At 71.2% G+C, this 19810-nt stretch carries 18 protein-coding genes; 1 reads left to right on the forward strand and 17 read right to left on the reverse strand.

Annotation, left to right across the window (positions count from 1 at the left end):
• Positions 1–344 precede the first annotated feature (344 nt).
• Positions 345–1157, forward strand: coding sequence for a tyrosine-protein phosphatase (locus HET64_RS01960; protein WP_215101523.1), 813 nt, complete (start codon positions 345–347; stop codon positions 1155–1157).
• 48 nt (positions 1158–1205) lie between these two features.
• On the opposite strand, the gene HET64_RS01965 is transcribed toward HET64_RS01960, so the two are convergent.
• From HET64_RS01965 to HET64_RS02045, 17 genes are all read right to left on the reverse strand, one after another.
• Positions 1206–1379, reverse strand: a complete 174-nt coding sequence (locus tag HET64_RS01965; protein WP_003964843.1) for a DUF6126 family protein — start codon at positions 1377–1379, stop codon at positions 1206–1208.
• A gap of 64 nt (positions 1380–1443) precedes the next feature.
• The gene (locus tag HET64_RS01970) at positions 1444–2052 is read right to left on the reverse strand and encodes a helix-turn-helix domain-containing protein (protein ID WP_215101525.1); all 609 of its coding nucleotides are present in this window, start codon (positions 2050–2052) and stop codon (positions 1444–1446) included.
• 81 nt (positions 2053–2133) lie between these two features.
• On the reverse strand, positions 2134–3531 hold the full coding sequence (locus tag HET64_RS01975) for an aspartate aminotransferase family protein (protein WP_215101527.1): 1398 nt from the start codon (positions 3529–3531) through the stop codon (positions 2134–2136).
• 66 nt (positions 3532–3597) lie between these two features.
• On the reverse strand, positions 3598–4617 hold the full coding sequence (gene hpnH / locus HET64_RS01980) for an adenosyl-hopene transferase HpnH (RefSeq protein ID WP_215101529.1): 1020 nt from the start codon (positions 4615–4617) through the stop codon (positions 3598–3600).
• 5 nt (positions 4618–4622) lie between these two features.
• Positions 4623–5270 carry a 1-hydroxy-2-methyl-2-butenyl 4-diphosphate reductase gene (locus HET64_RS01985; RefSeq protein WP_215101531.1) on the reverse strand — a complete coding sequence of 216 codons (648 nt, stop codon included), beginning with the start codon at positions 5268–5270 and terminating at the stop codon, positions 4623–4625.
• Positions 5270–7267, reverse strand: a complete 1998-nt coding sequence (gene shc, locus HET64_RS01990; RefSeq protein WP_215101533.1) for a squalene--hopene cyclase — start codon at positions 7265–7267, stop codon at positions 5270–5272. The genes HET64_RS01985 and shc overlap by 1 nt, the downstream gene beginning before the upstream one ends.
• A 107-nt stretch (positions 7268–7374) precedes the next feature.
• Positions 7375–8445: a polyprenyl synthetase family protein gene (locus HET64_RS01995; protein WP_374105528.1), complete on the reverse strand. Its 1071-nt coding sequence runs from the start codon at positions 8443–8445 to the stop codon at positions 7375–7377.
• Positions 8446–8474: 29 nt separating this feature from the next.
• The gene (gene hpnE, locus HET64_RS02000; protein WP_215101543.1) at positions 8475–9860 is read right to left on the reverse strand and encodes a hydroxysqualene dehydroxylase HpnE; all 1386 of its coding nucleotides are present in this window, start codon (positions 9858–9860) and stop codon (positions 8475–8477) included.
• A gap of 118 nt (positions 9861–9978) precedes the next feature.
• Entirely contained in the window at positions 9979–10899 is a 921-nt protein-coding gene (hpnD, locus tag HET64_RS02005; RefSeq protein WP_215101604.1) for a presqualene diphosphate synthase HpnD, read from the reverse strand.
• A gap of 29 nt (positions 10900–10928) precedes the next feature.
• On the reverse strand, positions 10929–11840 hold the full coding sequence (gene hpnC / locus HET64_RS02010; RefSeq protein WP_215101545.1) for a squalene synthase HpnC: 912 nt from the start codon (positions 11838–11840) through the stop codon (positions 10929–10931).
• Between the two features lie 716 nt (positions 11841–12556).
• Positions 12557–13342 carry an ABC transporter ATP-binding protein gene (locus HET64_RS02015; protein ID WP_215101547.1) on the reverse strand — a complete coding sequence of 262 codons (786 nt, stop codon included), beginning with the start codon at positions 13340–13342 and terminating at the stop codon, positions 12557–12559.
• Positions 13335–14264, reverse strand: coding sequence for an ABC transporter permease (locus HET64_RS02020; protein WP_069753943.1), 930 nt, complete (start codon positions 14262–14264; stop codon positions 13335–13337). Before HET64_RS02020 ends, HET64_RS02015 begins: the two co-directional genes overlap by 8 nt.
• A gap of 101 nt (positions 14265–14365) precedes the next feature.
• The gene (locus HET64_RS02025) at positions 14366–15238 is read right to left on the reverse strand and encodes a glycosyltransferase family 2 protein (protein ID WP_215101606.1); all 873 of its coding nucleotides are present in this window, start codon (positions 15236–15238) and stop codon (positions 14366–14368) included.
• A gap of 8 nt (positions 15239–15246) precedes the next feature.
• Positions 15247–16026: a CDP-alcohol phosphatidyltransferase family protein gene (locus tag HET64_RS02030; protein WP_215101549.1), complete on the reverse strand. Its 780-nt coding sequence runs from the start codon at positions 16024–16026 to the stop codon at positions 15247–15249.
• Positions 16004–17065 (reverse strand): iron-containing alcohol dehydrogenase family protein, encoded by a 1062-nt coding sequence (locus HET64_RS02035; RefSeq protein WP_215101551.1) that lies wholly within the window; start codon positions 17063–17065, stop codon positions 16004–16006. Before HET64_RS02035 ends, HET64_RS02030 begins: the two co-directional genes overlap by 23 nt.
• Entirely contained in the window at positions 17053–17790 is a 738-nt protein-coding gene (locus HET64_RS02040) for a sugar phosphate nucleotidyltransferase (protein WP_007452390.1), read from the reverse strand. The genes HET64_RS02035 and HET64_RS02040 overlap by 13 nt, the downstream gene beginning before the upstream one ends.
• Entirely contained in the window at positions 17787–19541 is a 1755-nt protein-coding gene (locus HET64_RS02045) for a DUF5941 domain-containing protein (RefSeq protein WP_215101553.1), read from the reverse strand. Before HET64_RS02045 ends, HET64_RS02040 begins: the two co-directional genes overlap by 4 nt.
• Positions 19542–19810 lie beyond the last annotated feature (269 nt).

Genomic DNA, 19810 nt, shown 5'->3' on the forward strand with positions numbered 1-19810 from the left:
TCGATTTCGCCCCGGATTTCCCGTCACACTCCGTGGATTACGGATCTTGGATTTCCGTGCGGGCCAGGGGAATACTCCGGGGCGCGCTCACCACGGACCGTCACGGGTATGATCCCGCTCACCTCCAAAATCCCATCTCCCCCATTAGCGGGGCATGTTCTGCGAAATGCACCAATACGGACATGCAGTCGACCTCACCCCTGACGCCGGGTCAGGCGGGCCGCCTCGACACCCCGCACCGGGGCGCGCGACCGTGATGATTTTCCGTCGAATCGATGTCGTATCGTCACGGGAGCGCCCTCGCCGGCGAGCCGCGCCGACGCCAGAGATCCCCAGGAGCCACCGTGACGCAGCAGGTGCCGCAGGTCCCGCCGACAGAGACCGCGCTGACCGGAGTCCGCAACTTCCGCGACGTGGGCGGGCTCCCCACCGCGGACGGCCGGCGCACCGCATTCGGGCGGCTCTACCGGAGCGGCCACCTGGCACACGCCACGGCCGAGGACGCGGCTTTCCTCGGCGGGCTCGGGCTGCACACGATCTTCGACTTCCGCCACTCCGCCGACCACCGGCTCGACGGATACGACATCGAGCTGGCCGGTGTCCGCAATGTCAGCATTCCGCTCTCGGACCCGGCCAACGGCGCGGAGTTCTGGCGGCTGGTGAGCGCCGGGAACATCGAGCAGCTGCGCTCGGTCCTCGCGAACGGCAAGGGCGTCGACCGCATGATCCGGATGTACCGCGCGACGATCGAGGACCGCACCGCCGAGCACAGCCGGGTGCTGCACTCCCTGGCCGAGGACAGCGTCCCCGCCCTGATGCACTGCGCGGCGGGCAAGGACCGGGCCGGTCTCTCGATCGCGGTCGCCCTGCTGGCGGTCGGCGTCGGGCCGGAGGCGATCGAGGAGGACTACCTCAAGTCCAACGACCCCCACCGCCGCTACGCCGTGAAGCGCTCCGACGCGTCCGACACCGGCATGTCGCCCGAGGTGCTGGAGCTGCTGGACCCGCTCTTCGGGGCGCGGCCCGCCTACCTCGCGGCGGCCTTCACCGCCATCGAGGAGAACTGGGGAACGACGGACCGCTACCTGTCGGAGGGGCTGAAGGTCTCCCCCGAGACCCGGGAGCGGCTGCGTGAGCGCCTCCTCGACCAGGGCTGACCCGGACGGGACGCGATCCGTCCGGGGCGGGTGGTCGTCCGACCGCCGTCACTTGCTCCCGGCCACCACGAAGAGCAGGTAGAGGAAGCCCGCGATGACGTGGCCCGCCACCAGATAGGCGAAGAGCCGGATGATGACACCGCGCGGCATCCGCTTCTCCTGCGGGTCCTCGTTCTCGCGGCGGCCGGGGCCCAGCGGGTCGTAGTGCTCGGAATCGGACATGACGGTCCTCTCTGTCGGCCTCGCGGCCGGTGGAGCGAAGGATGGAGCCGGCGGGGACGGCCGGTCAGCGCGCGTGGAGGGCGTTGCCGAGGCACAGCTCGGCGGCAGGGCTCTGGAGCAGGGAGTGGACGAAGAGCAGCTCCGCGCCGCAGCGGTCGACGGCCGCGATCCGGTGCGGGGTGAGCGAGTCGAAGTGGGCGCTGTCGCCGGGTTCGAGGTCGTGGACGGTGTCGCCGAGCCCGACCCGCAGCCGCCCCTCCAGGACGTACAGCCACTCCTCACCGGGATGGACCCGGACCAGGTCACCCTGGGCCCCGTACGGAACGCGCACCCGCAGCGCCTGCATCGCGCGGCCGGATCCGCCTGCGCGCCGGTACATCCAGCCGTCGGCCTCCGCCCCCTCGAAGCCGCCGCCGCGGACGATCGCGTCCCGTTCGGGCGGCTGCTCGCCGAGCAGCTCGGAGACCGTCGTACCGTAGATACGGGCGAGTCCCAGCAGCATCGGCAGCGAAGGCTGCCTGCGGCCGGTCTCCAGCCGGGAGAGATGGGCCGGGGAGAGCCCGGCCCGGCCGGCGGCGGTCTCCAGGGTGAGGCCGCGATCGCGGCGCAGGTCGCGCAGTCGGGGTGCGACGCCGGGGAGCTCGTCCGGCACCCCTTCGTCCGGAGGGTTCATGGCTCCATTGGGCCAGGATCTTTCCTCTGAGGCAAATAACTTGCCTCGGAGGCAATTCCTGTCGCTCCGGTAGCGGAGCGGTCAGCGATCGGCCACGGCCTGCTTGACCAGCGTCCGGCCGAAGTCCCACATCAGTCCGCCGCCGCTGTGCGCGTCGTCCATCACGGAGGTGAAGGCCGCCACGAAGCGGTCCACCTCCGCGTCCCCGATGACCAGCGGCGGGATCAGCTTGATCACTTCCAGGTGGTCGCCGGAGACCTGGGTGAGGATCCGGTGCTTCTGGAGCAGCGGCACCACGACCATCTGCGCGAAGAGGCCCTTGCGGGCCGCCTGGAGCATGGTCCAGCGGCTGCGGAGCTTGAGCGAGGACGGCCTGCCGAACTCGATGCCGATCATCAGGCCGCGCCCGCGGACCTCGTGCAGCAGCTCGTAGCGGTCCACCAGGGCCGCCAGCCGCTCGCGCAGCAGGTCACCGGTGCGCCGGGCGTTCGCGACGGTCTCCTCGTCCTCCATCACCGTCAGGACGGCGAGCCCGGCCGCCATCGCCTGGGCGTTGGAGCCGAAGCTCGCGGAGTGGACGAGGACCCGGTCCATCGAGGAGTACACCTTGCGGAAGATCCAGTCCTTGCCGAGGGTCGCGCCGACGGGCACATAGCCGCCGGAGAGCGCCTTGGCGACGCACACCAGATCGGGTTCCACCCCCTCCTCGTGCTGGTAGGCGTAGAAGTCCCCGGTCCGGCCGAGGCCCGTCTGCACCTCGTCGACGATCAGGAGCGCCTTGTGCCGGTGCAGCAGCTCCTGCGCCCCGCGCAGATAGCCGGGCGGCGCGGCGTGCACGCCTTTCCCCTGGACGGGCTCCACGACGAGGGCCGCGACGTCGCCCCGCTTCAGCTCGCGGCGCAGCGCGTCCAGGTCTCCGAGCGGGACGGCTGTGTCCGGCAGCAGGGGGGCGAAGCCGTCGCGGAAGCCGCTCTCCCCGTTGACCGAGAGGGAGCCGGTGGTGAGCCCGTGGAAGGCGTGGTCGCAGTAGAGGACCCGGGGCTTCCCGGTGGCGTAGCGGGCGAATTTCAGCGCCGTCTCGACCGCCTCCGTGCCACTGTTCCCGAAGAAGACGCGGTCCAGGTGCGGGCTGTGGGTCAGGAGCTTCTCGGCGAGCAGTCCGGGCAGCGGCTGGCAGTCGAAGCGGGTGAGGTCGGCGAGCTGGGCGTCCAGGACGTCGTGCAGGGCCCGGCGGACGACGGGGTGGTGGCGGCCCAGGCCCATGACGCCGAACCCGGCGAGCATGTCGAGGTAGTCGTTGCCCTCCGCGTCCCAGAAGTACGCGCCCTCGGCCCGCTCGTAGACCTTGTCGAAGCCGATGGTGTGCAGCATGCGCGGCAGCTGGTGGTTGAGGTGGCGCGTGTGCAGCTCGTACCGCTCTCCCCCGCGCTCGGCCAGGAGCCGCCCCAGGTCGAAGCCCCGGTGCCCGCCGTCCGTCATCGCCCGTTCGTCCCTTCGGTACGTTCCGGGGGGCCGGAGCGACCGGCCCCCCTCTCCGTCACGGTGTCACCGGTTGCTGGTGATGGTCTCCCGCGCCGCGCGCAGGGATTCCTTCAGGGACCCCATGGTGGCGAGCACCGCCGTGGGCTCGTAGCCGCAGTGCGCCATGCAGTTGGCGCAGCGCGGGTCCTTGCCGCGGCCGTACTTCTCCCAGTCGGTCTCCTCGATGAGCTGACGGTACGTCGGTACATAGCCGTCGTTCATCAGGTAGCAGGGGCGCTGCCAGCCGAAGAGCGAGTAGTTGGGGATCGCCCACGCGGTGCACGCGAAGTCCGCCTTGCCCTCCAGGAAGTCCAGGAAGAGCGGTGAGTGGTTGAGCCGCCAGCGGGCCCGGTTGCCGCCGGCGAAAGCCTTCTTGAACAGCTCGCGGGTCTGCTCGACGCCGAGGAAGTGCTCCTGGTCGGGGGCCTTCTCGTAGGCGTAGGCGGGAGAGATCATCATCTCGTCGACGTGCAGGTCGTCGTTGAGGTAGTTGAGGACCTCGATGATGGTCTGCGGGGTGTCGGTGTTGAAGAAGGTGGAGTTGGTGGTGACGCGGAAGCCGCGCCGCTTGGCCTCCTTCATCGCGGCGACGGCCTCGTCGAAGACGCCTTCCTTGGCGACCGACTCGTCGTGCCGTTCGCGCAGTCCGTCGATGTGCACGGCGAAGGCGAAGTACGGGGACGGGGTGAACTTGTCGAGCTTCTTGCGCATCAGCATCGCGTTGGTGCAGAGGAAGACGTATTTCTTCCTCGCGACGAGCTGGCGCACGATCTCGTCGATCTGGGGGTGCATCAACGGTTCGCCACCGGCGATGGACACCATGGGAGCGCCGGATTCGAGCACCGCGCCCACCGCCTGGGCGACCGGCATGCGCTGCTTCAGGACACCGGCCGGGTGCTGGATCTTCCCGCACCCCTCGCAGGCGAGGTTGCAGGCGAACAACGGCTCCAGCTCGACGATCAGCGGGAACTTCTCACGCTTGCGGAGCTTCTGTTCGAAGAGATACGTCGCGACCTTGATGGACTGACGGAGCGGCATGGCCATCTGGCTCACCTCCTGGGGAGCAGTAAAGATCGGTGCCATTCGTAGAAAGCCGGAAGTACGGCACGAAGAACGCGGAACGCCGATATTCCACCGCGTACGGTGCCAATACGGACGAGCTCATGCTCTGGAGCGTCCACGACCACCCGGACGGCCGCAACCGGGCGGGGCCCGTGGCACAGGGCGGTACGCAGTGTCGCGGCGGACTCCATGTCCACCGCGATGGCCCCGCCCGCCCGCAGCGCGGCCCGCTCGGAGCCCCGTACGACGTGGTCGGAGCCGGTCAGCGGGCCGGTGTGGATCCTGCGGCCCGGAAGGGCCCTGGCGAGCGCGGCGACCAGCACGCCGGTGCCCGTGCAGGGGGTGGTGCCGTCCGCGTCCCGGGTCTCCTCGGCGACGACGAGGTCCCCCGGGTGCATCCCCGGGGTGAGGCCGGCGCAGAAGCCGGAGGCGATCACGGCGGCGTCGGAGATCCCCCCGGGGCCCAGGAGACGCGCCACGGCCGCCTCCGCCGCCCGGGGGCCCATTCCGGTGCGCAGGACCCGGACCGGGCCCGGGGCGCCCCTGCCGCTGCGCAGGGCCACCTGCTCGATGCCGAGAGCGCAGGCGACCAGCAGCGGCGTCGCGGGGCTCCCGGGCCGTCGCGGATCGCCCATCAGACCCCCTCGGCGGCGGTCGCGCGGTCGGCGAAGGGGTCGCCGTACACGTAGCGCCCGAGTGCGGTGAGAGGGAAGACCTGGCGGTAGAGGTGGTAGTTGATGGAGAAGTCCCAGGGGAAGCCGGTCCCGGTGAAATACGGCTCGTCCCAGGAGCCGTCGGCCTGCTGCGCCTCGGTCAGCCAGGTGACGCCACGGGCGACCGAACGGGTGTCGCGGCGGCCGGCGGCGAGGAGCGCGAGCAGCGCCCAGGCGGTCTGGGAGGCCGTGGACTCACCGTGCCCGATCCACTTCTCCTCGTGGTAGGAGCGCAGGTCCTCGCCCCAGCCGCCGTCGTCGTTCTGGACGGACTCCAGCCAGGCGACGGCCCGGCGGATCGCGGGATGCCCGGCGGGCAGTCCGGCCGTGATCAGGGCGGGCACCACGGAGCCGGTGCCGTATACGTAGTTGACGCCCCAGCGGCCGAACCAGGCTCCGCACGCCTCCTGTTCGGCGAGCAGCCACTCGATGCCCTCGCGGGTACGGGGGTGGCTCGCGAGCCCTTCGACGGCGAGCATCTCCACGACATGGCCGGTGACGTCGGCCGACGGCGGGTCGATGACCTCGCCGAAGTCGCAGAAGGGCAGGCGGTTGGGGAAGGGGCTGGTGTTGTCGGCGTCGAACGCGCCCCAGGCCCCGTTGCGGGACTGCATCCCGAGGTTCCAGCGGACCCCGCGGTCGATGGCCGCCTGCATGCGGGCGGGGTCCGGGTGGCGCACCCGGCGCAGCGCCAGGACGACTTCCGCGGTGTCGTCGATGTCCGGGTAGTTGTTGTTGTGGAACTCGAACGCCCAGCCCCCTGGGGCGAGTTCGGGCTTGCGTACCGACCAGTCACCGGGTCTGGTGATCTCCTCGGCGAGCATCCAGTCGGCGGCCTTCACCAGGGCGGGGTGGTCGGGTCTGAGTCCGGCGTCGGCCAGTGCGATGGTGGCGAGGCAGGTGTCCCAGACGGGCGACTGGCAGGCCTCGATCATGCGGGCGCCGTCCTCGCGCCGGACGGCGAAGCGGTCGAGCGAGGCCAGGCCCGCCTTCATCACCGGGTGGTCGAGGTCGTAGCCCAGCAGGTGCAGGGCGATGACGGAGTAGACGGCGGGCGGCTGGATTCCGCCCCAGCAGCCGTCGTTCTCCTGGCGCTCGATGATCCAGCGGGCGGCCAGGTTCATCGCGATGCGGCGCAGCGGGCGCGGGGCGACCTTGTGGTAGAGGTGCAGCCCCTTGTCGAGGCGCTGGAAGATCCCGTCCCAACTGGCGGGCGGGGCAAGCTTCCTGGGCGGGTTGGGGTGGTCCGGGTCGGTGTGCAGCTCGTCCAGGGCGAAGGGTGCCGGGCGTACCGGGCGTTTCGCGGAGACGATGGTGAGCGGCACGATGGTCTGCCGGGCCCAGCAGCCGAAGTCGTAGATGTTGAGCGGGACCCACTTGGGGAAGAACATCAGCTCGGGCGGCAGCTCGGGGAGGTCGTCCCACTTCCACCAGCCGAACAGCGCCAGCCAGATGCGGGTGAAGACGCGGGCGGCCGCGATGCCGCCCTGTTCCCTGATCCAGCCGGAGGCGCGGGCCATGTGCGGCTCTTCGGGGCGGTCCCCGGCCAGCCGCAGGGCGACGTACGCCTCGATCGTGGCGGAGAGGTCGCCCGGTCCGCCGTAGAAGGTGTTCCAGGTGCCGTCGCCGAGCTGTTCGCCGCGGATGAAGAGGGCTGCCGCCCGGGTGGTCCCGGGGTCCTGGATGGAGAGGAACTGGCGCAGGAGCAGGTCCTCGGCGTCCATCGTGACGTTGGTGGCGAGGTCGCCCTTCCACCAGCCCTGCTCGTCCTGTCTGCCGAGGAGGTGCTCCACCGAGCGTTCCGCGGCCCGACGCGCGGCGACGGTCAGGTCGTCCGCGGCGGTTGTCGTGTCGGTCGGATCGTGGGCCGTGGCCTCGGGGTTCGCGGCCCCGGTCGATCCGTCGGTCGTCGCTGTCATGAGCTTCCCCTTACGTGCAGTCGGTTCTCTGCTGTGCTGGGGTCACCGTCGGCCGGCGCCCGGTGAGGGGCGCCGGCCGGCGACTGCGAGTCATATGCGAAGCGTTGTCATCTCTTTCGAACCACCACGAAGTCGGCGAGCTCGGTGAGCTGTTCCCTCACCCGGTGGGGCATGTCGACGGCGTGCAGCGCCTCGATGGCGATCGCGTGCTGACGACGGGCTTCCTGGGCGGTCCACTCGCGGCCGCCCGCCTCCTCGATGAGTGCCGCGCGGGCAGCGAACTCCTCCTCGGAGAAGCTGTCGAAGTCGTTGCTCTTGGCATCGGCGGCGAGCAGTTCGCCCAGCCGGTCGGAGGCCTCGCCGCCCGCGGCGAGCGCCGCGACGACGGGCAGGGACTTCTTGCGCTGCCGCAGGTCGCTCCAGGTCTGCTTTCCGGTGGCCTCCGGGTCGCCCCAGATGCCGAGGAGGTCGTCGACGGCCTGGAAGGCGAGGCCGAGGTGGTAGCCGTACGCCTCCAGGGTGTCGGCGGTGCGGTCGTCGGCGCCGCCGAGCACCGCGCCGATGGAGACGGCGCAGGCCAGCAGGGCGCCGGTCTTGTTGCCCTCCATCTCCAGGCACTCCTCGACGGTGACCCGCTCGCGGTGCTCGTAGGAGATGTCCTGGGCCTGCCCGTCGATGAGCTTGCGGGTGGCGGTGGTCAGCCGGCGGGCCGCGCGGCCCGCCTCGACGGTGCCGAGCTCCAGCAGCAGGTCGTAGGCGAGCGCGAAGAGCGCGTCGCCGACCAGGATCGCCTGGGCGGGGCCGTGCACCTTCCAGACGGTGTCACGGTGGCGGCGCTGCTCGTCGCCGTCCATCAGGTCGTCGTGCAGCAGCGAGAAGTTGTGCACGAGTTCGACGGCCACCGCGCCGGGGATGCCGGCCTCGGCGGGGGCTCCCGCCGCCTCGGCGGACAGCAGGGCGAGCGCGGGGCGCACGGCCTTGCCGCCGTCGCCGTCCGAGGGCTGTCCCTCCGCGTCGATCCAGCCGAAGTGGTAGGCGGCGACGGTGTCCATGGGCGGCGCGAGCCGGCCCACGGCAGCCCGCAGGACCGGCGCTGACAGGGCTCGTCCGCGCTCCAGAAGCGCGGTGACGTCCGCGGTGTCCGCCACGGTGTCGAAAGCCGGATTCGCCGGGGTCACAGACTCTCCTCTTGTTCCGGTGGTACTGCTCATGCCGCCTCCTGCAGCGGATGTCCTGGGGGGCGGCCGAGGTCGTGGAGCGCCGCGTCGGCGGCGCCGGCGCCGCTGCGCACGGCACCCTCCATCGTCGCGGGCCAGCCGGTGTCGGTCCAGGCCCCCGCCAGCTGAAGACCGGGCAGCCGGGTGCGGGGGCCGGGGCGCAGCCGCCCGACGCCCGGGGCGGGCGCGAAGGTGGCGGTGCGCTCCCGGGTGACGAAGAAGTCGCGGATGCCCGCGCCGCGGGCGGCGGGGAGCAGCCGTTCCAGCTCGGGCAGGTAGCGGGAGCGCAGTTCGGCGACGGGCAGGTCGATCTCGTCCTGGGCGGCCGACTGCGAGACCGCCAGATACTGCCCGGGGCCCGTCAGCCCCGAGGAGTGGGTGCGGTCGAAGACCCACTGGACCGGGGAGCCGATCGCGGCGAAGAACGGCCTGCGCAGCACCTTGCGGTCGTAGATGACGTGCACGTTCAGAATGGGCGCGTTGTCGATGTCGAGCAGCAGGTCCGGTTCGTCCAGCGCGCCTGCGGGCAGCAGGTCGTGGGTCTCGGTCTGCGGCACGGCCAGTACGACGGTGTCGGCGGTGATCCGCTCCCCCGCCGTCTCGACGTTCCAGCGGCCGTCCTCGGTGCGGGTGAGGGAGCCGGCCTTGGCGCGCAGTTCGGTGCGGACGCCCGCGGTGTCCAGGGCCTTGCGGGCGAGGGTGTCGTGCAGCTCGCCGAGCGGCACGGTGGCCCAGCCGATGTCGGCGGCGCCGGGCTCGGAGAGCAGGCCGGTCTTGAAGACCTTCGCCGCGAGCGCCATGGAGGCGTTCGGGGCGGTGGCGTTCAGCGTGGCGACCCCGACGAGGTCCCAGAGGGCCTCGATCGTTCGCTCCGACTGACCGTGCCGCCGCAGCCAGGTCGCGAAGTCGACGCGGTCGAGCTCGGGGTCCGCGGGGTCCAGGCGGCCGAGCGCGAGGGCGGCGCGGCCCACGCTCGCCTTCTCGGCGAGCGAGAGGTGGGGATAGGCGGCGAGTCCGCCGGCCAGGTGCAGCGGCACGGGCAGGCCGGTGCGCCGGAGCCGGCCCAGGCGCGGTCCGGCGGCCCGGCCGACGTCCAGCACGGGCACGTCGAGGCGGTCCTGGACCGGGGCCAGGTGGGTGGCGTCGATCCGGTCGAGGAACCAGCGGTAGCCGGTGCAGCAGCGCAGATAGACGTGCTGGCCGTTGTCGACGGTGAGGTCGCCGCGCTGGAAGGAGAAGGCGAGGCCGCCGAGGCGGGGCCGCCCTTCCAGGAGGGTGACGTCGAGTCCGGCGTCGGCGAGGCGGAGCGCCGCCGTGACGCCGGCGAGTCCGCCGCCGACGACGACGGCGACGGGGCGCGGGCTCTCGTCGTTCATGCGTGCCCCTCTCGCCGGGTCGGTGCGCATCGCCGGATCCTCACCCTGGAGATCGTCGCAGTCAGTGACGCGTCGGGCCACTGGAGGGTTGCCCGGGAGCCGGGGCCGAGAGGACGCATCAGGCCCGCCCCCTGGCCGTGAGCTTCGCGATGTGGCGGGCGTCGAGTCCGGACAGGCCGCGCACCGCGACGTAGGCCTTCTCGTGGCCGGGCAGCGAGACCCGTCCGCGCAGCACGGCCTCGGGGTCCCGCTCGATCCGGTCGAGAAGGCGGCGGTAGATCCCGGCCATCGCCGCGACGCAGGCGCCGCTGCGGCGGTCGAGCATCGGCAGCAGCCGGTAGCCCTCGGCGAACAGGGCGCGGGCGCGGCGGACCTCGAAGTGGATGAGGCCCGCGAAGTCGGAGCCGGGGGGCGGGGTGGTCCGGTGGAACCCTGCCGAGCAGCCGAATTTGGCCAGGTCGTCGGCCGGCAGGTAGGTGCGCCCGTTGCCGGCGTCCTCGCGGACGTCGCGCAGGATGTTGGTGAGCTGGAGGGCGAGGCCGAGGGTGTCGGCGTACTCCGCGGCGCGCTCGGCCCCGCGGGCGCCCGGCGCGGTGCCGAAGACACCGAGGCTGAGGCGTCCGATGGCTCCGGCGACGCACCGGCAGTAGGCCTTCAGGTCGTCCCAGGTCTCGTAGGTCGCGCCCCGGACGTCCATCAGGACGCCGTCGATCAGCTCGTCGAGCCCGCCGAGCGGCAGTGGGAAGCGCTGGGCGGCGTCGGCGAGCGCGACGGCCACCGGGTCGGTGTCGTCCTCGTCGACCGCGTCCTTGCGGATCCGCTCCAGCAGTTCGCGGGTGCTCTCCAGCCGGGTCCGCTTGATCTCCGGGTCCAGCTCCCCGTCGCCGATGTCGTCGACACGACGGGAAAAGGCGTACAGCGCCGACATGGCCTGCCGCTTCTCGTACGGCAGCAGCCTGATGCCGTAGGCGAAGTTACGGGCCTGCTGTCCGGTGACGGCCTCGCAGTAACTGTATGCGGCCTGCACCGGCGGCGACATGTACGTCGTCTGTCCCTCCACGGTCCGGCTCACCTCTCTCCACGCGCTCTTCGCAAGACGATTCCCACTTCGCGCAGCAGGCTGGGCTTGGTGGGCTTGGGCGGTCCGGGCAGTACATCGAATCCGGCGGCCGAGATGGCCGTGAGCGCGCTGCGCCCGCCCCCGACGAATCCGGCGAGGAGCAGCTTGAGCCTGCCGTCGACGCTGCCCACCAACGGGAGGCCTTCGGTCAGCAGCTCGCTCGCGCGCTGGGCCTCGTAGGCGATCAGGGCACGCACCGAGGCTCCGGCTGAGGGTGCGGCCAGGTCGGATTCGGTGACCCGGAAGCGTTCCATGTCCTCGGCGGGCAGATAGATCCGGTCGCGTTCCAGGTCCTCGGTCACGTCCTGCAGATGCTCGACGATCTGGAGCGCGGTGCAGACCGCGTCGGAGCGGCGGACGCGTTCCGGGCTCGCGGTGCCGGTGAGGGCGAGGACCAGGCGGCCGACCGGGTTGGCCGAGAGCTCGCAGTAGGCGGCGAGATCGGCGTAGGTGCCGTAGCGGCGGATCTTCTGGTCCTGGCGGTTGGCCTCGATCAGGCCGAGGAAGGGCTCGGGGGTGAGCGCGCGGCGCCGCACGGTGGGGCGCAGGTCGCGCAGCAGCGGGTGGTGCGGCTCCTCGCCGGTGGTGGCGAAGACCCGGTGGAGGTCGGTCTCGAAGGCGTCGAGCATGGCGAGGCGGTCGTCGCTCTGCTCCGGCTCCAGGCCGAGCCGGCGGGCGTCGGCGCCGCCGGGGGCGAGGTCGCCGTCGCCGATGTCGTCGACGAGCCGGGCGAAGCCGTAGACCGCCATCAGGTCGGCGCGCCAGGCGCGGGGCAGGAAGAAGGGCGCCACGGGGAAGTTCTCGTCCGCGGCCTTGCCGAGGGTGGCGTCGCCGATGCGCGTCTCGGGGGTCGAGGTCACTGCGGACCGCCCGGCGCGGGGACGGCGAGACCACGCCGGAGCTGGAGATCTTCCGTCATTGCCGTCACATCTCCCGTTCTACACTGCTGACCCAAAACAACCCTTTTCGGACACGCCGCTCAGTCTTCCGAGTGCACTGCGGCAGAGTGGTCGGTGCCGGGGCGTATCGCCCTACTTGCCATGAATCAGCACCGCTACAGCTTACGTTGCACAGCTCACAGGGGGTCGGCGGGGTGGAGGGCCCACCGCCGCTTCCCGGCCGTTCCCGTCAACCTTCCCCGCGCGTGGCGGAATTGACGTCATCCGCCGGGAGGAGATCGCCCCTGGGCCCCTACTGCGGACGGTCCGCACGGCGCCGGGCACCGCGCGGCCCCCGCCGGACCGGTCGGCGCTGTTGGCGCATGCCGGTAAGCACTTGTCGGGAGCCGCAGGGCAGGAACGGGCGCAGGCAGCCGATCCGGCTCCACTCGATCCTGATGGTGTGGCATGTCCGCGCCGCACGTAGCACGCTCCAGGCGAATCCGCTCGCGTGTGGCCGACACGTCTTCGACGCCTTGGGCATGACCGGGACGAGGCTCGCGCAGCGGATCGTGCTCGTCACAACGCAACGTCGGCCTTCACGACCACGACGGGTGGTGAAGGCCGACGTCACTTTCAGGCCCGGAATTCGCCAACGGTGTCGACCGGCCCGGCGGGGGCCGCGGCGAACGCTCGGGCTACTTGCCCGTTTCGCGCTCGTACGCCTTGAGGACTTCCTCGGTGGGGCCGTCCATCAGGAGTTCGCCCTTCTCCAGCCACAGCGCGCGGTCGCAGGTGTCCCTGATCGACTTGTTGTTGTGGCTGACCAGGAAGACGGTGCCCGCCTCCTTGCGCAGCTCGCGGATCCGCTCCTCGGAGCGGACCCGGAACTTGCGGTCACCGGTGGCCAGCGCCTCATCGATCATGAGGACGTCGTGGTTCTTGGCGGCGGCGATCGAGAAGCGCAGTCGCGCCGCCATGCCGGAGGAGTACGTCCGCATCGGCAAGGTGATGAAGTCGCCCTTCTCGTTGATGCCGGAGAACTCCACGATGTCCTGGTAGCGCTGACGGATCTCGTCCTGGCTCATGCCCATCGCCAGACCGCCGAGCACGACGTTGCGCTCACCGGTCAGATCGCTCATCAGCGCGGCGTTCACCCCGAGCAGCGAGGGCTGACCGTCCGTGTACACGTGGCCGGACTCGGTCGGCAGCAGGCCGGCGATGGCGCGCAGCAGCGTCGACTTGCCGGAGCCGTTGGTGCCGATGAGACCGATGGCCTCGCCGCGGTAGGCGGTGAAGGAGACGCCGCGTACGGCGTGCACCTTCCGGACGCCGCGCGGCTCGCCCTTGCCCCGCCGCATCATGCGGCTGAGCGCGGCGGTGGCACTGCCGCGCCCGCCGCCCGTGCCGTTGACCCGGTACACGATGTGCACGTCGTCGGCGATCACCGTGGGGATGCGCCCCTGTGCGTTGTCCTCAGCCACGGCCGTACCGTTCCTCTGCCTTCCAGAAGTACACGAATCCCACGACGCCCAGCAGCACGGCCCAGCCGACGCCGACGGCCCAGACGTGGTCCGGCAGGTTCTCGGAGCCGTACCCGTCGATCAGGGCGAAGCGGACCAGGTCCATGTAGATCGCCGCCGGGTTGTACTGCAGTACGTCCGCGATCCAGGCCGGCTTGTCCTTGAGCATCACCGGGATGGAGAACATGACGCCCGAGGCGTACATCCAGGTCCGCATGACGAACGGCATCAGCTGCGCGAGGTCGGGGGTCTTGGAGCCGAGCCGCGCCATGACGAGGGCCAGGCCCGTATTGAAGAAGAACTGGAGAATCAGGGCGGGGATCACCAGCAGCCACGACAGCGAGGGATAGCTGCCGAAGATGACGGCGACCGCGACCAGCACGATCATCGAGAACAGCAACTGCTGGAGCTGCTGGAGCGAGAAGGAGATGGGCAGCGAGGCCCGGGGGAAGTGGAGGGCCCGGACCAGTCCGAGGTTGCCGGAGATCGAGCGGACGCCCGCCATCACCGAGCTCTGGGTGAAGGTGAAGACGAAGACGCCGGTGACCAGGAACGGCACGAAGACGTCGTGGGAGATCCCCTCCCTGGTCCCCAGGATCAGCCCGAAGATCAGGTAATAGACCGCGGCGTTCAGCAGGGGCGTGACCACTTGCCACAGCTGGCCCAGTTTGGCCTGGCTGTACTGCGCGGTCAGTTTCGCCCGGGAGAAAGCCAGGATGAAGTGGCGTCGTCCCCAGAGCTGTCGCATGTACGCGAACAGCCCCGGCCTGGCGCCGCTCACGGTCAGGCCGTACTTGGCGGCCAGCTGGGCCGCGTCGAGGCCCTCGTCGGCGGACGGCGGGGTCCCGAGGGCTACCCCACCGTCGTGGGTCGTGTCACTCACAAGTTGAAACTCTCGTCTTCACGCGCAGCCAGTCGCGGGCGCGGCTCAGGCGGACAGGTTCCGGAAAGAAAATACGCCTCATGCTCTCAGAGGAAAGCCTCTCAGATGACCGGAGGTCGGCCCAGCCTCGTCAGCCGCCACACCGTACGCCACTTCATCGGGCGCCGGGGCCCGCAGGGGGTCGTCCAGCCTTCCCCGAATCCGCCGAACCATGCCTTCAGCGCGGGCGCGGAAGGACGTCTGACCAGAGTCAGCAGCAGCCAGACCCCCAGGTAGAGGGGGACCAGTGGGGCGGGCAGGTTCCGGCGGGCGAGCCAGACCCGGTTGCGGGCGACCATGCGGTGGTAGACCGCGTGCCGGGACGGGGCGGTGGTGGGGTGGTTCAGCACCATGTCCGCGCGGTAGTCGATCATCCACCCCGCGTCCAGCGCCCGCCAGGCCAGGTCCGTCTCCTCGTGGGCGTAGAAGAAGTCCTCCGGCAGTGGACCGACCTCGGCGATGACCCGGGTCCGTACGGCGTTGGCGCCGCCCAGGAACGTGGTCACGCGCGAGGACCGCATCGGGTCGGCGGCCCGCAGCCGGGGCACGTGCCGCCGCTGGGTGGCGCCGGTGTCCGGGTCGGCGATCCGGAAGGTGACGATCCCGAGCTTCGGGTCCGCCGCGAACGCCTGCCGGCACAGCTCGGCGGTGTCCCGGTTGGGGAGCAGCCCGTCGTCGTCCAGGAAGAGCAGCGCGTCCACGTCCGCACCGCCGGGGCCGAACGCCTCGATGCCGACATTGCGGCCGCGGGGGATGCCCAGGTTCTCGGGCAGTTCCACCGTGCGCACCCCGGCGGGCACGTCGGGGACCGGGGCTCCGTTGCCGACCACCACGACCTCGATCCGGTCACCGTGCTGGGCGGTGACCGAATCGAGGAGGGCGAGGAGCTCGTCCGGGCGGTTGCCCATGGTGATGATCACCGCGCCCAGTTTCATGGGAAAGGTCACTTCAGCCTGCTGGACGCCAGGACGGACACCAGGTGCAGCAGGGTCTGCAGCAGCGCGATGCCGGCCATCACCGCGACGGTCAGGCGGGTGTAGAAGAGGTCGCCCCCGATCGCGTCGATCACGGCCACCAGGAGGATCACCAGCGAGGCCTCGATCCCGAGGATCAGCCGGTGGAACTTGAGCGCCCCGGCCGCCCGGCGGGCCAGCGCCATGCCGGAGGAGCGCGGCTCGGAGGCCGCCTCCTTCACCGGCGGCAGCCCGCCCTGGTGGCGGGCCACGCCGACCAGGTCCGTCTCGGCCTTGATGAGGATCGCGCCGAGTGCGGCGAGGGTTCCGAGGAAGGCCCAGAGCCAGTCGATCCGGCCCTCGCCCCAGATGTCGGCGGCGCGCAGGCCGAGGCCGACGAGCACCGCCGCGTCGCACAGATAGGCGGCGACCCGGTCCAGGTAGACCCCGCTGAGCGAGTACTGCTTCTTCCAGCGGGCCAGCTCGCCGTCCACGCAGTCGAACAGCAGGTAGAGCTGGACCATCACCACGCCGAGCACGGCGCCCCAGATGCCCGGCACCAGCAGCGCCGGGGCGGCCAGCGCCCCGGCCAGCGTCATCACGTAGGTGACCTGGTTCGGCGAGACGCGGGTGTTGACCAGGTAGCGGTCCACGCGCAGCGAGACCTCACGCATGTACATGCGCCCGGCCCAGTGCTCGCCGCTGCGCCGGTCCTTCACCCCCGGGGGGTGAACGACCGGACGGAGTTCAGCTACTGATGGTCGTCGCATAGTCGGCGTACGCGTCCCTGATCTGGTCGGTGGACAGGTTGAGGTGCTCCAGGACCGTGAAGCGTCCCGGACGCGTCTGCGGCGCGTAGTCGACGGCCTTCACGAACTCGTCGACGCTGAACCCGATCTCCTCCGGCATGACCGGCAGACCGTGGCGGCGCAGTATCGATGCCATCAGGAGGGACTCCTGGCGGGCACCGCGCAGATGCATGGCGAAGCAGGCGCCGAGGCCGACCTGCTCGCCGTGGCTGGCCGCGCGTTGCGGGTAGAGCAGGTCGAAGGCGTGGTTGATCTCGTGGCAGGCGCCGGACGCCGGACGCGAGTCGCCCGCGACCGACATCGAGATGCCGGTGAGCACGAGCCCCTCGGCCAGCACCTTGAGGAAGGCGTCGTCGCCGACCCCGCCGGGGTGGCGCAGCACGGCCTCGCCCGCCTGGCGGGCCATCGCGGCCGCCAGGCCGTCGATCTCCTCGCCGTTGACCTCGTGGGCCAGCTCCCAGTCGGCGACGCAGGAGATGTTCGAGATCGCGTCGCCGATGCCGGAACGGACGTAGCGGGCGGGCGCCTCACGGATCACGTCGAGGTCGATGACCACGGCGATCGGGGTGGGGACCCCGTAGGAGCCGCGCCCGTTGTCGTTGTCGAGCGTCGCGACCGGCGAGCACAGGCCGTCGTGCGAGAGGTTCGTCGCGACGGCGACCATGGGCAGCCCGACCCGCGCCGCGGCGTACTTCGCCACGTCGATGATCTTGCCGCCGCCGAGGCCGACGACGGCGTCGTACCGGTTGCCCTTGATGCCGTCGGCGAGCTTCACCGCGGAGTCGATCGTGCCGTCGGACACCGAGTACCAGTCGGCACCCGGCAGGACAGGGGCGAGCCTCTCCCGCAGGGCGCGCCCGGAGCCGTCGCTGATCGCGATGGCGAGCTTGCCCGAGGAGGAGATCCGCTGATCGGCCAGGAGACCCGCCAGATCGTCCATGGCGCCGCGCCGGATGTCGACGACGACCGGGGACGGAATGAGCCGGGTCAGTACTGGCACGCGATCTCACGGCCCTTCTTGAGGTCGTCGTGGTTGTCGATCTCGACCCAGGTCACGGTGCCGATGGGGGCGACGTCGACGGTGAAGCCGCGGTTGACCAGCTCCTGGTAGCCGTCCTCGTAGTAGAGGTCGGGGTCGCGCTCGAAGGTGGTCTTCAGCGCGTCCGCCAGCTCCTCGGCGGCCTCGGCCTCGATGAGGGTCACGCCGATGTACTCGCCGGTCGCGGTGGCCGGGTCCATCAGCTTGGTGATGCGCTGGACGCCCTTGCCCTCCTCCGTGATGACCTTCATCTCCTCGTCGGCGAGGACCTTCTCGGTGTCCAGGGCGAGGATGATCTTCTGGCCCTTGCCGCGGGCGTCCAGGAGGGTCTTCTCCACGGAGACCGGGTGCACGGTGTCGCCGTTGGCGAGGATCACGCCGCGCTTGATGACGTCACGGGCGCACCACAGGGAGTAGGCGTTGTTCCACTCCTCGGCCTTGTCGTTGTCGATGAGCGTGAGGGTGACGCCGTAGGTCGCTTCCAGCTCGGCCTTGCGGGCGTAGACGGCCTCCTTGCGGTAGCCGACGACGATCGCGACCTCGGTGAGTCCGACCTCGGCGAAGTTGGCGAGCGTGAGGTCGAGGACCGTCTTGTCGCCGTCGACAGGGACGAGCGCCTTGGGAAGCGTGTCCGTGTAGGGGCGCAGACGTCGTCCTGCACCGGCTGCCAGTACGAGGCCGATCATGCGAGTTCTCCTTCGTCGTGTACGGCGGGGGCCGAGGAGGACACCCAGAAGCGGATGGACTCCACGAGCACCACCAGAGCCACGGCGACCGCGAGCGCGGTCAGGGCCGTGGTGAAACCTGAGGTGTGGGTGAGTACGGCGGCGAGGACGGCCACCAGCGCGGTGCGGCCCTCGTGTCCACCGATCGTCCGCACCAGCCACTGGGGCGGCGCGCCGGTGCCTCCGCGAATGCGGTACACCGTGTCGTAGTGATGGTAGGCGACGGCCGAGACGAGCCCGAAGGCCGCCGGAACGGCGTGCGGAACGTCGCTGCGGGCCGCCAGCACCAGGATCGTGACGTACTCCGCGGCCCGGAAGAACGGCGGCACCAGCCAGTCGAGCGCGCCCTTGAGCGGGCGGGCGACGGCGAGGCCGGAGAGGAGCACGTACACCGCCGCCGCGGCGACGGTGAGCCAACTGCCGTACGGGAGGAGGAGGGCGCCGCCGATCATGACCAGCGTGCCGAGCAGGGCGACGGCCGGGGCCGTGAACGCGCCCCGGAGGCCCGGCGCGACCGTCGCGACGCCCTGGGCGAGCGGCCCCGAGTCGGCGAGGTCCGCGAGTGCCCGCGCGGCGCGGTCGGTGCGGCTGGCCCTGCGGGTCAGCGAGCGCAGCAGACGGCCGGCCGTGGTGTAGCAGGCGGCCAGGAAGCAGCCGACGAGCAGGGCGTAGAAGACGATGCGCGGGGTGGTGAGCGCGGTGAGCACCGCGATCATGGCCCAGCGCTCACCGATCGGCAGCACGATCATCCGGCGCACCCAGACCGTCCAGCCGACGTTGTCGAGCTTGTCGGAGAGGGCCGCGGTGGGGCTGGTGTTGGCGACCGCGTCGTGGTTGGCCTCGTTGAACGAGAAGTCCACGACATGGCGGCAGGCCTGGAGGACCATCGCGCCGAGCGCCAGGACCCACACGTCGTCGCCGCCGCGGACGGCGCCGATGGCGAGCCCGGCGTAGTACGCGTACTCCTTGGCCCGGTCGAAGGTGGCGTCCAGCCAGGCGCCCATCGTGGAGTACCGCAGCGAGTAGCGGGCGAGCTGCCCGTCGGTGCAGTCCAGCACGAAGGAGACCAGAAGCAGGATGCCGGCGGCGACGTAGCCGCCCCGGGTTCCGGTGGCCGCCGCGCCCGCCGCGATGAGCGCGGTGATCAGCGAGGCGGTGGTGACCTGGTTCGGGGTGAGGTCGCGGCGGGCGCACCAGCGGGCGATGTAGCGGGAGTAGGGGCTGATGCAGTACGTGGTGAAGAACCCGTCGTGGGCCTTCACCGCGTTGCGCAGCCGTACCGCCTCGTCGTCGACCGAGGTGAGCCCGGCCACGGCGGCGGCCTCCTGCTCGGGGTCCGTGGGGACGGCCGCGACGAGCGAGCCGAGGGCGGGTCGCTGTACGGCGGTGCCCTCGGCCTCCAGCGCGACGGCGATCCGGCCGGGGACGGTGCGGTCCTCGGGCGCGGGGTCGGCGTCCGGCTCGACGACCGGGGCGCCCGCGCCGACCGCGGCGGCGGTGCGGTCCAGAGCGCGCAGCAGGGCTCCGCGCGCCTCGGGCTGGGCGGTGAGCGCGCCGGGGACGGTGGCGGCGGGGAAGCGCGGGTCGGTCAGCCCGAGCCGCAGCGCGTGGACGTGGCCCACGAAACGCGGGTCGACGAGGGCGACCCGGCGGCCGGCAGGGACGGCGGCGAGGAGCGTTGCGGCGTCACCGGCGTCGGCGGCGGTCTGCACGTCGAAGCCCAGGGACCGCAGATCGTCCGCGAGCGACGACCCGGGTACCGGCGTACCGGTGAGAATGGCGGTCGACAGACGAACTCACTCCTTGGCACTGACGTGGACGGCACGCGGCGGCACGGCCACGAGGCGGGCCGGCGGCGTGTCGGCTGAGGCTATCGGATGAACGGAAGACCGAGTTCACCGCCCGTTTGCGCGCTGTACGGGTGAACCCGCGGGCCCGGGCGGCGTTGGCGATCATCATCATCGATCGGGGGCCCGGCCCA

Source organism: Streptomyces sp. McG3 (genome assembly GCF_018619185.1).
Lineage (GTDB): Bacteria > Actinomycetota > Actinomycetes > Streptomycetales > Streptomycetaceae > Streptomyces.

Bases quoted from the DNA above. Each gene is read 5' to 3' on its own strand.
- HET64_RS01965 (WP_003964843.1), bottom strand. From the start codon at position 1,379: ATGTCCGATTCCGAGCACTACGACCCGCTGGGCCCCGGCCGCCGCGAG.
- HET64_RS01970 (WP_215101525.1), bottom strand. From the start codon at position 2,052: ATGAACCCTCCGGACGAAGGGGTGCCGGACGAGCTCCCCGGCGTCGCA.
- HET64_RS01975 (WP_215101527.1), bottom strand. From the start codon at position 3,531: ATGACGGACGGCGGGCACCGGGGCTTCGACCTGGGGCGGCTCCTGGCC.
- hpnH (WP_215101529.1), bottom strand. From the start codon at position 4,617: ATGGCCATGCCGCTCCGTCAGTCCATCAAGGTCGCGACGTATCTCTTC.
- HET64_RS01985 (WP_215101531.1), bottom strand. From the start codon at position 5,270: ATGGGCGATCCGCGACGGCCCGGGAGCCCCGCGACGCCGCTGCTGGTC.
- shc (WP_215101533.1), bottom strand. From the start codon at position 7,267: ATGACAGCGACGACCGACGGATCGACCGGGGCCGCGAACCCCGAGGCC.
- hpnE (WP_215101543.1), bottom strand. From the start codon at position 9,860: ATGAACGACGAGAGCCCGCGCCCCGTCGCCGTCGTCGTCGGCGGCGGA.
- hpnD (WP_215101604.1), bottom strand. From the start codon at position 10,899: ATGTCGCCGCCGGTGCAGGCCGCATACAGTTACTGCGAGGCCGTCACC.
- HET64_RS02025 (WP_215101606.1), bottom strand. From the start codon at position 15,238: ATGAAACTGGGCGCGGTGATCATCACCATGGGCAACCGCCCGGACGAG.
- HET64_RS02030 (WP_215101549.1), bottom strand. From the start codon at position 16,026: ATGCGACGACCATCAGTAGCTGAACTCCGTCCGGTCGTTCACCCCCCG.
- HET64_RS02040 (WP_007452390.1), bottom strand. From the start codon at position 17,790: ATGATCGGCCTCGTACTGGCAGCCGGTGCAGGACGACGTCTGCGCCCC.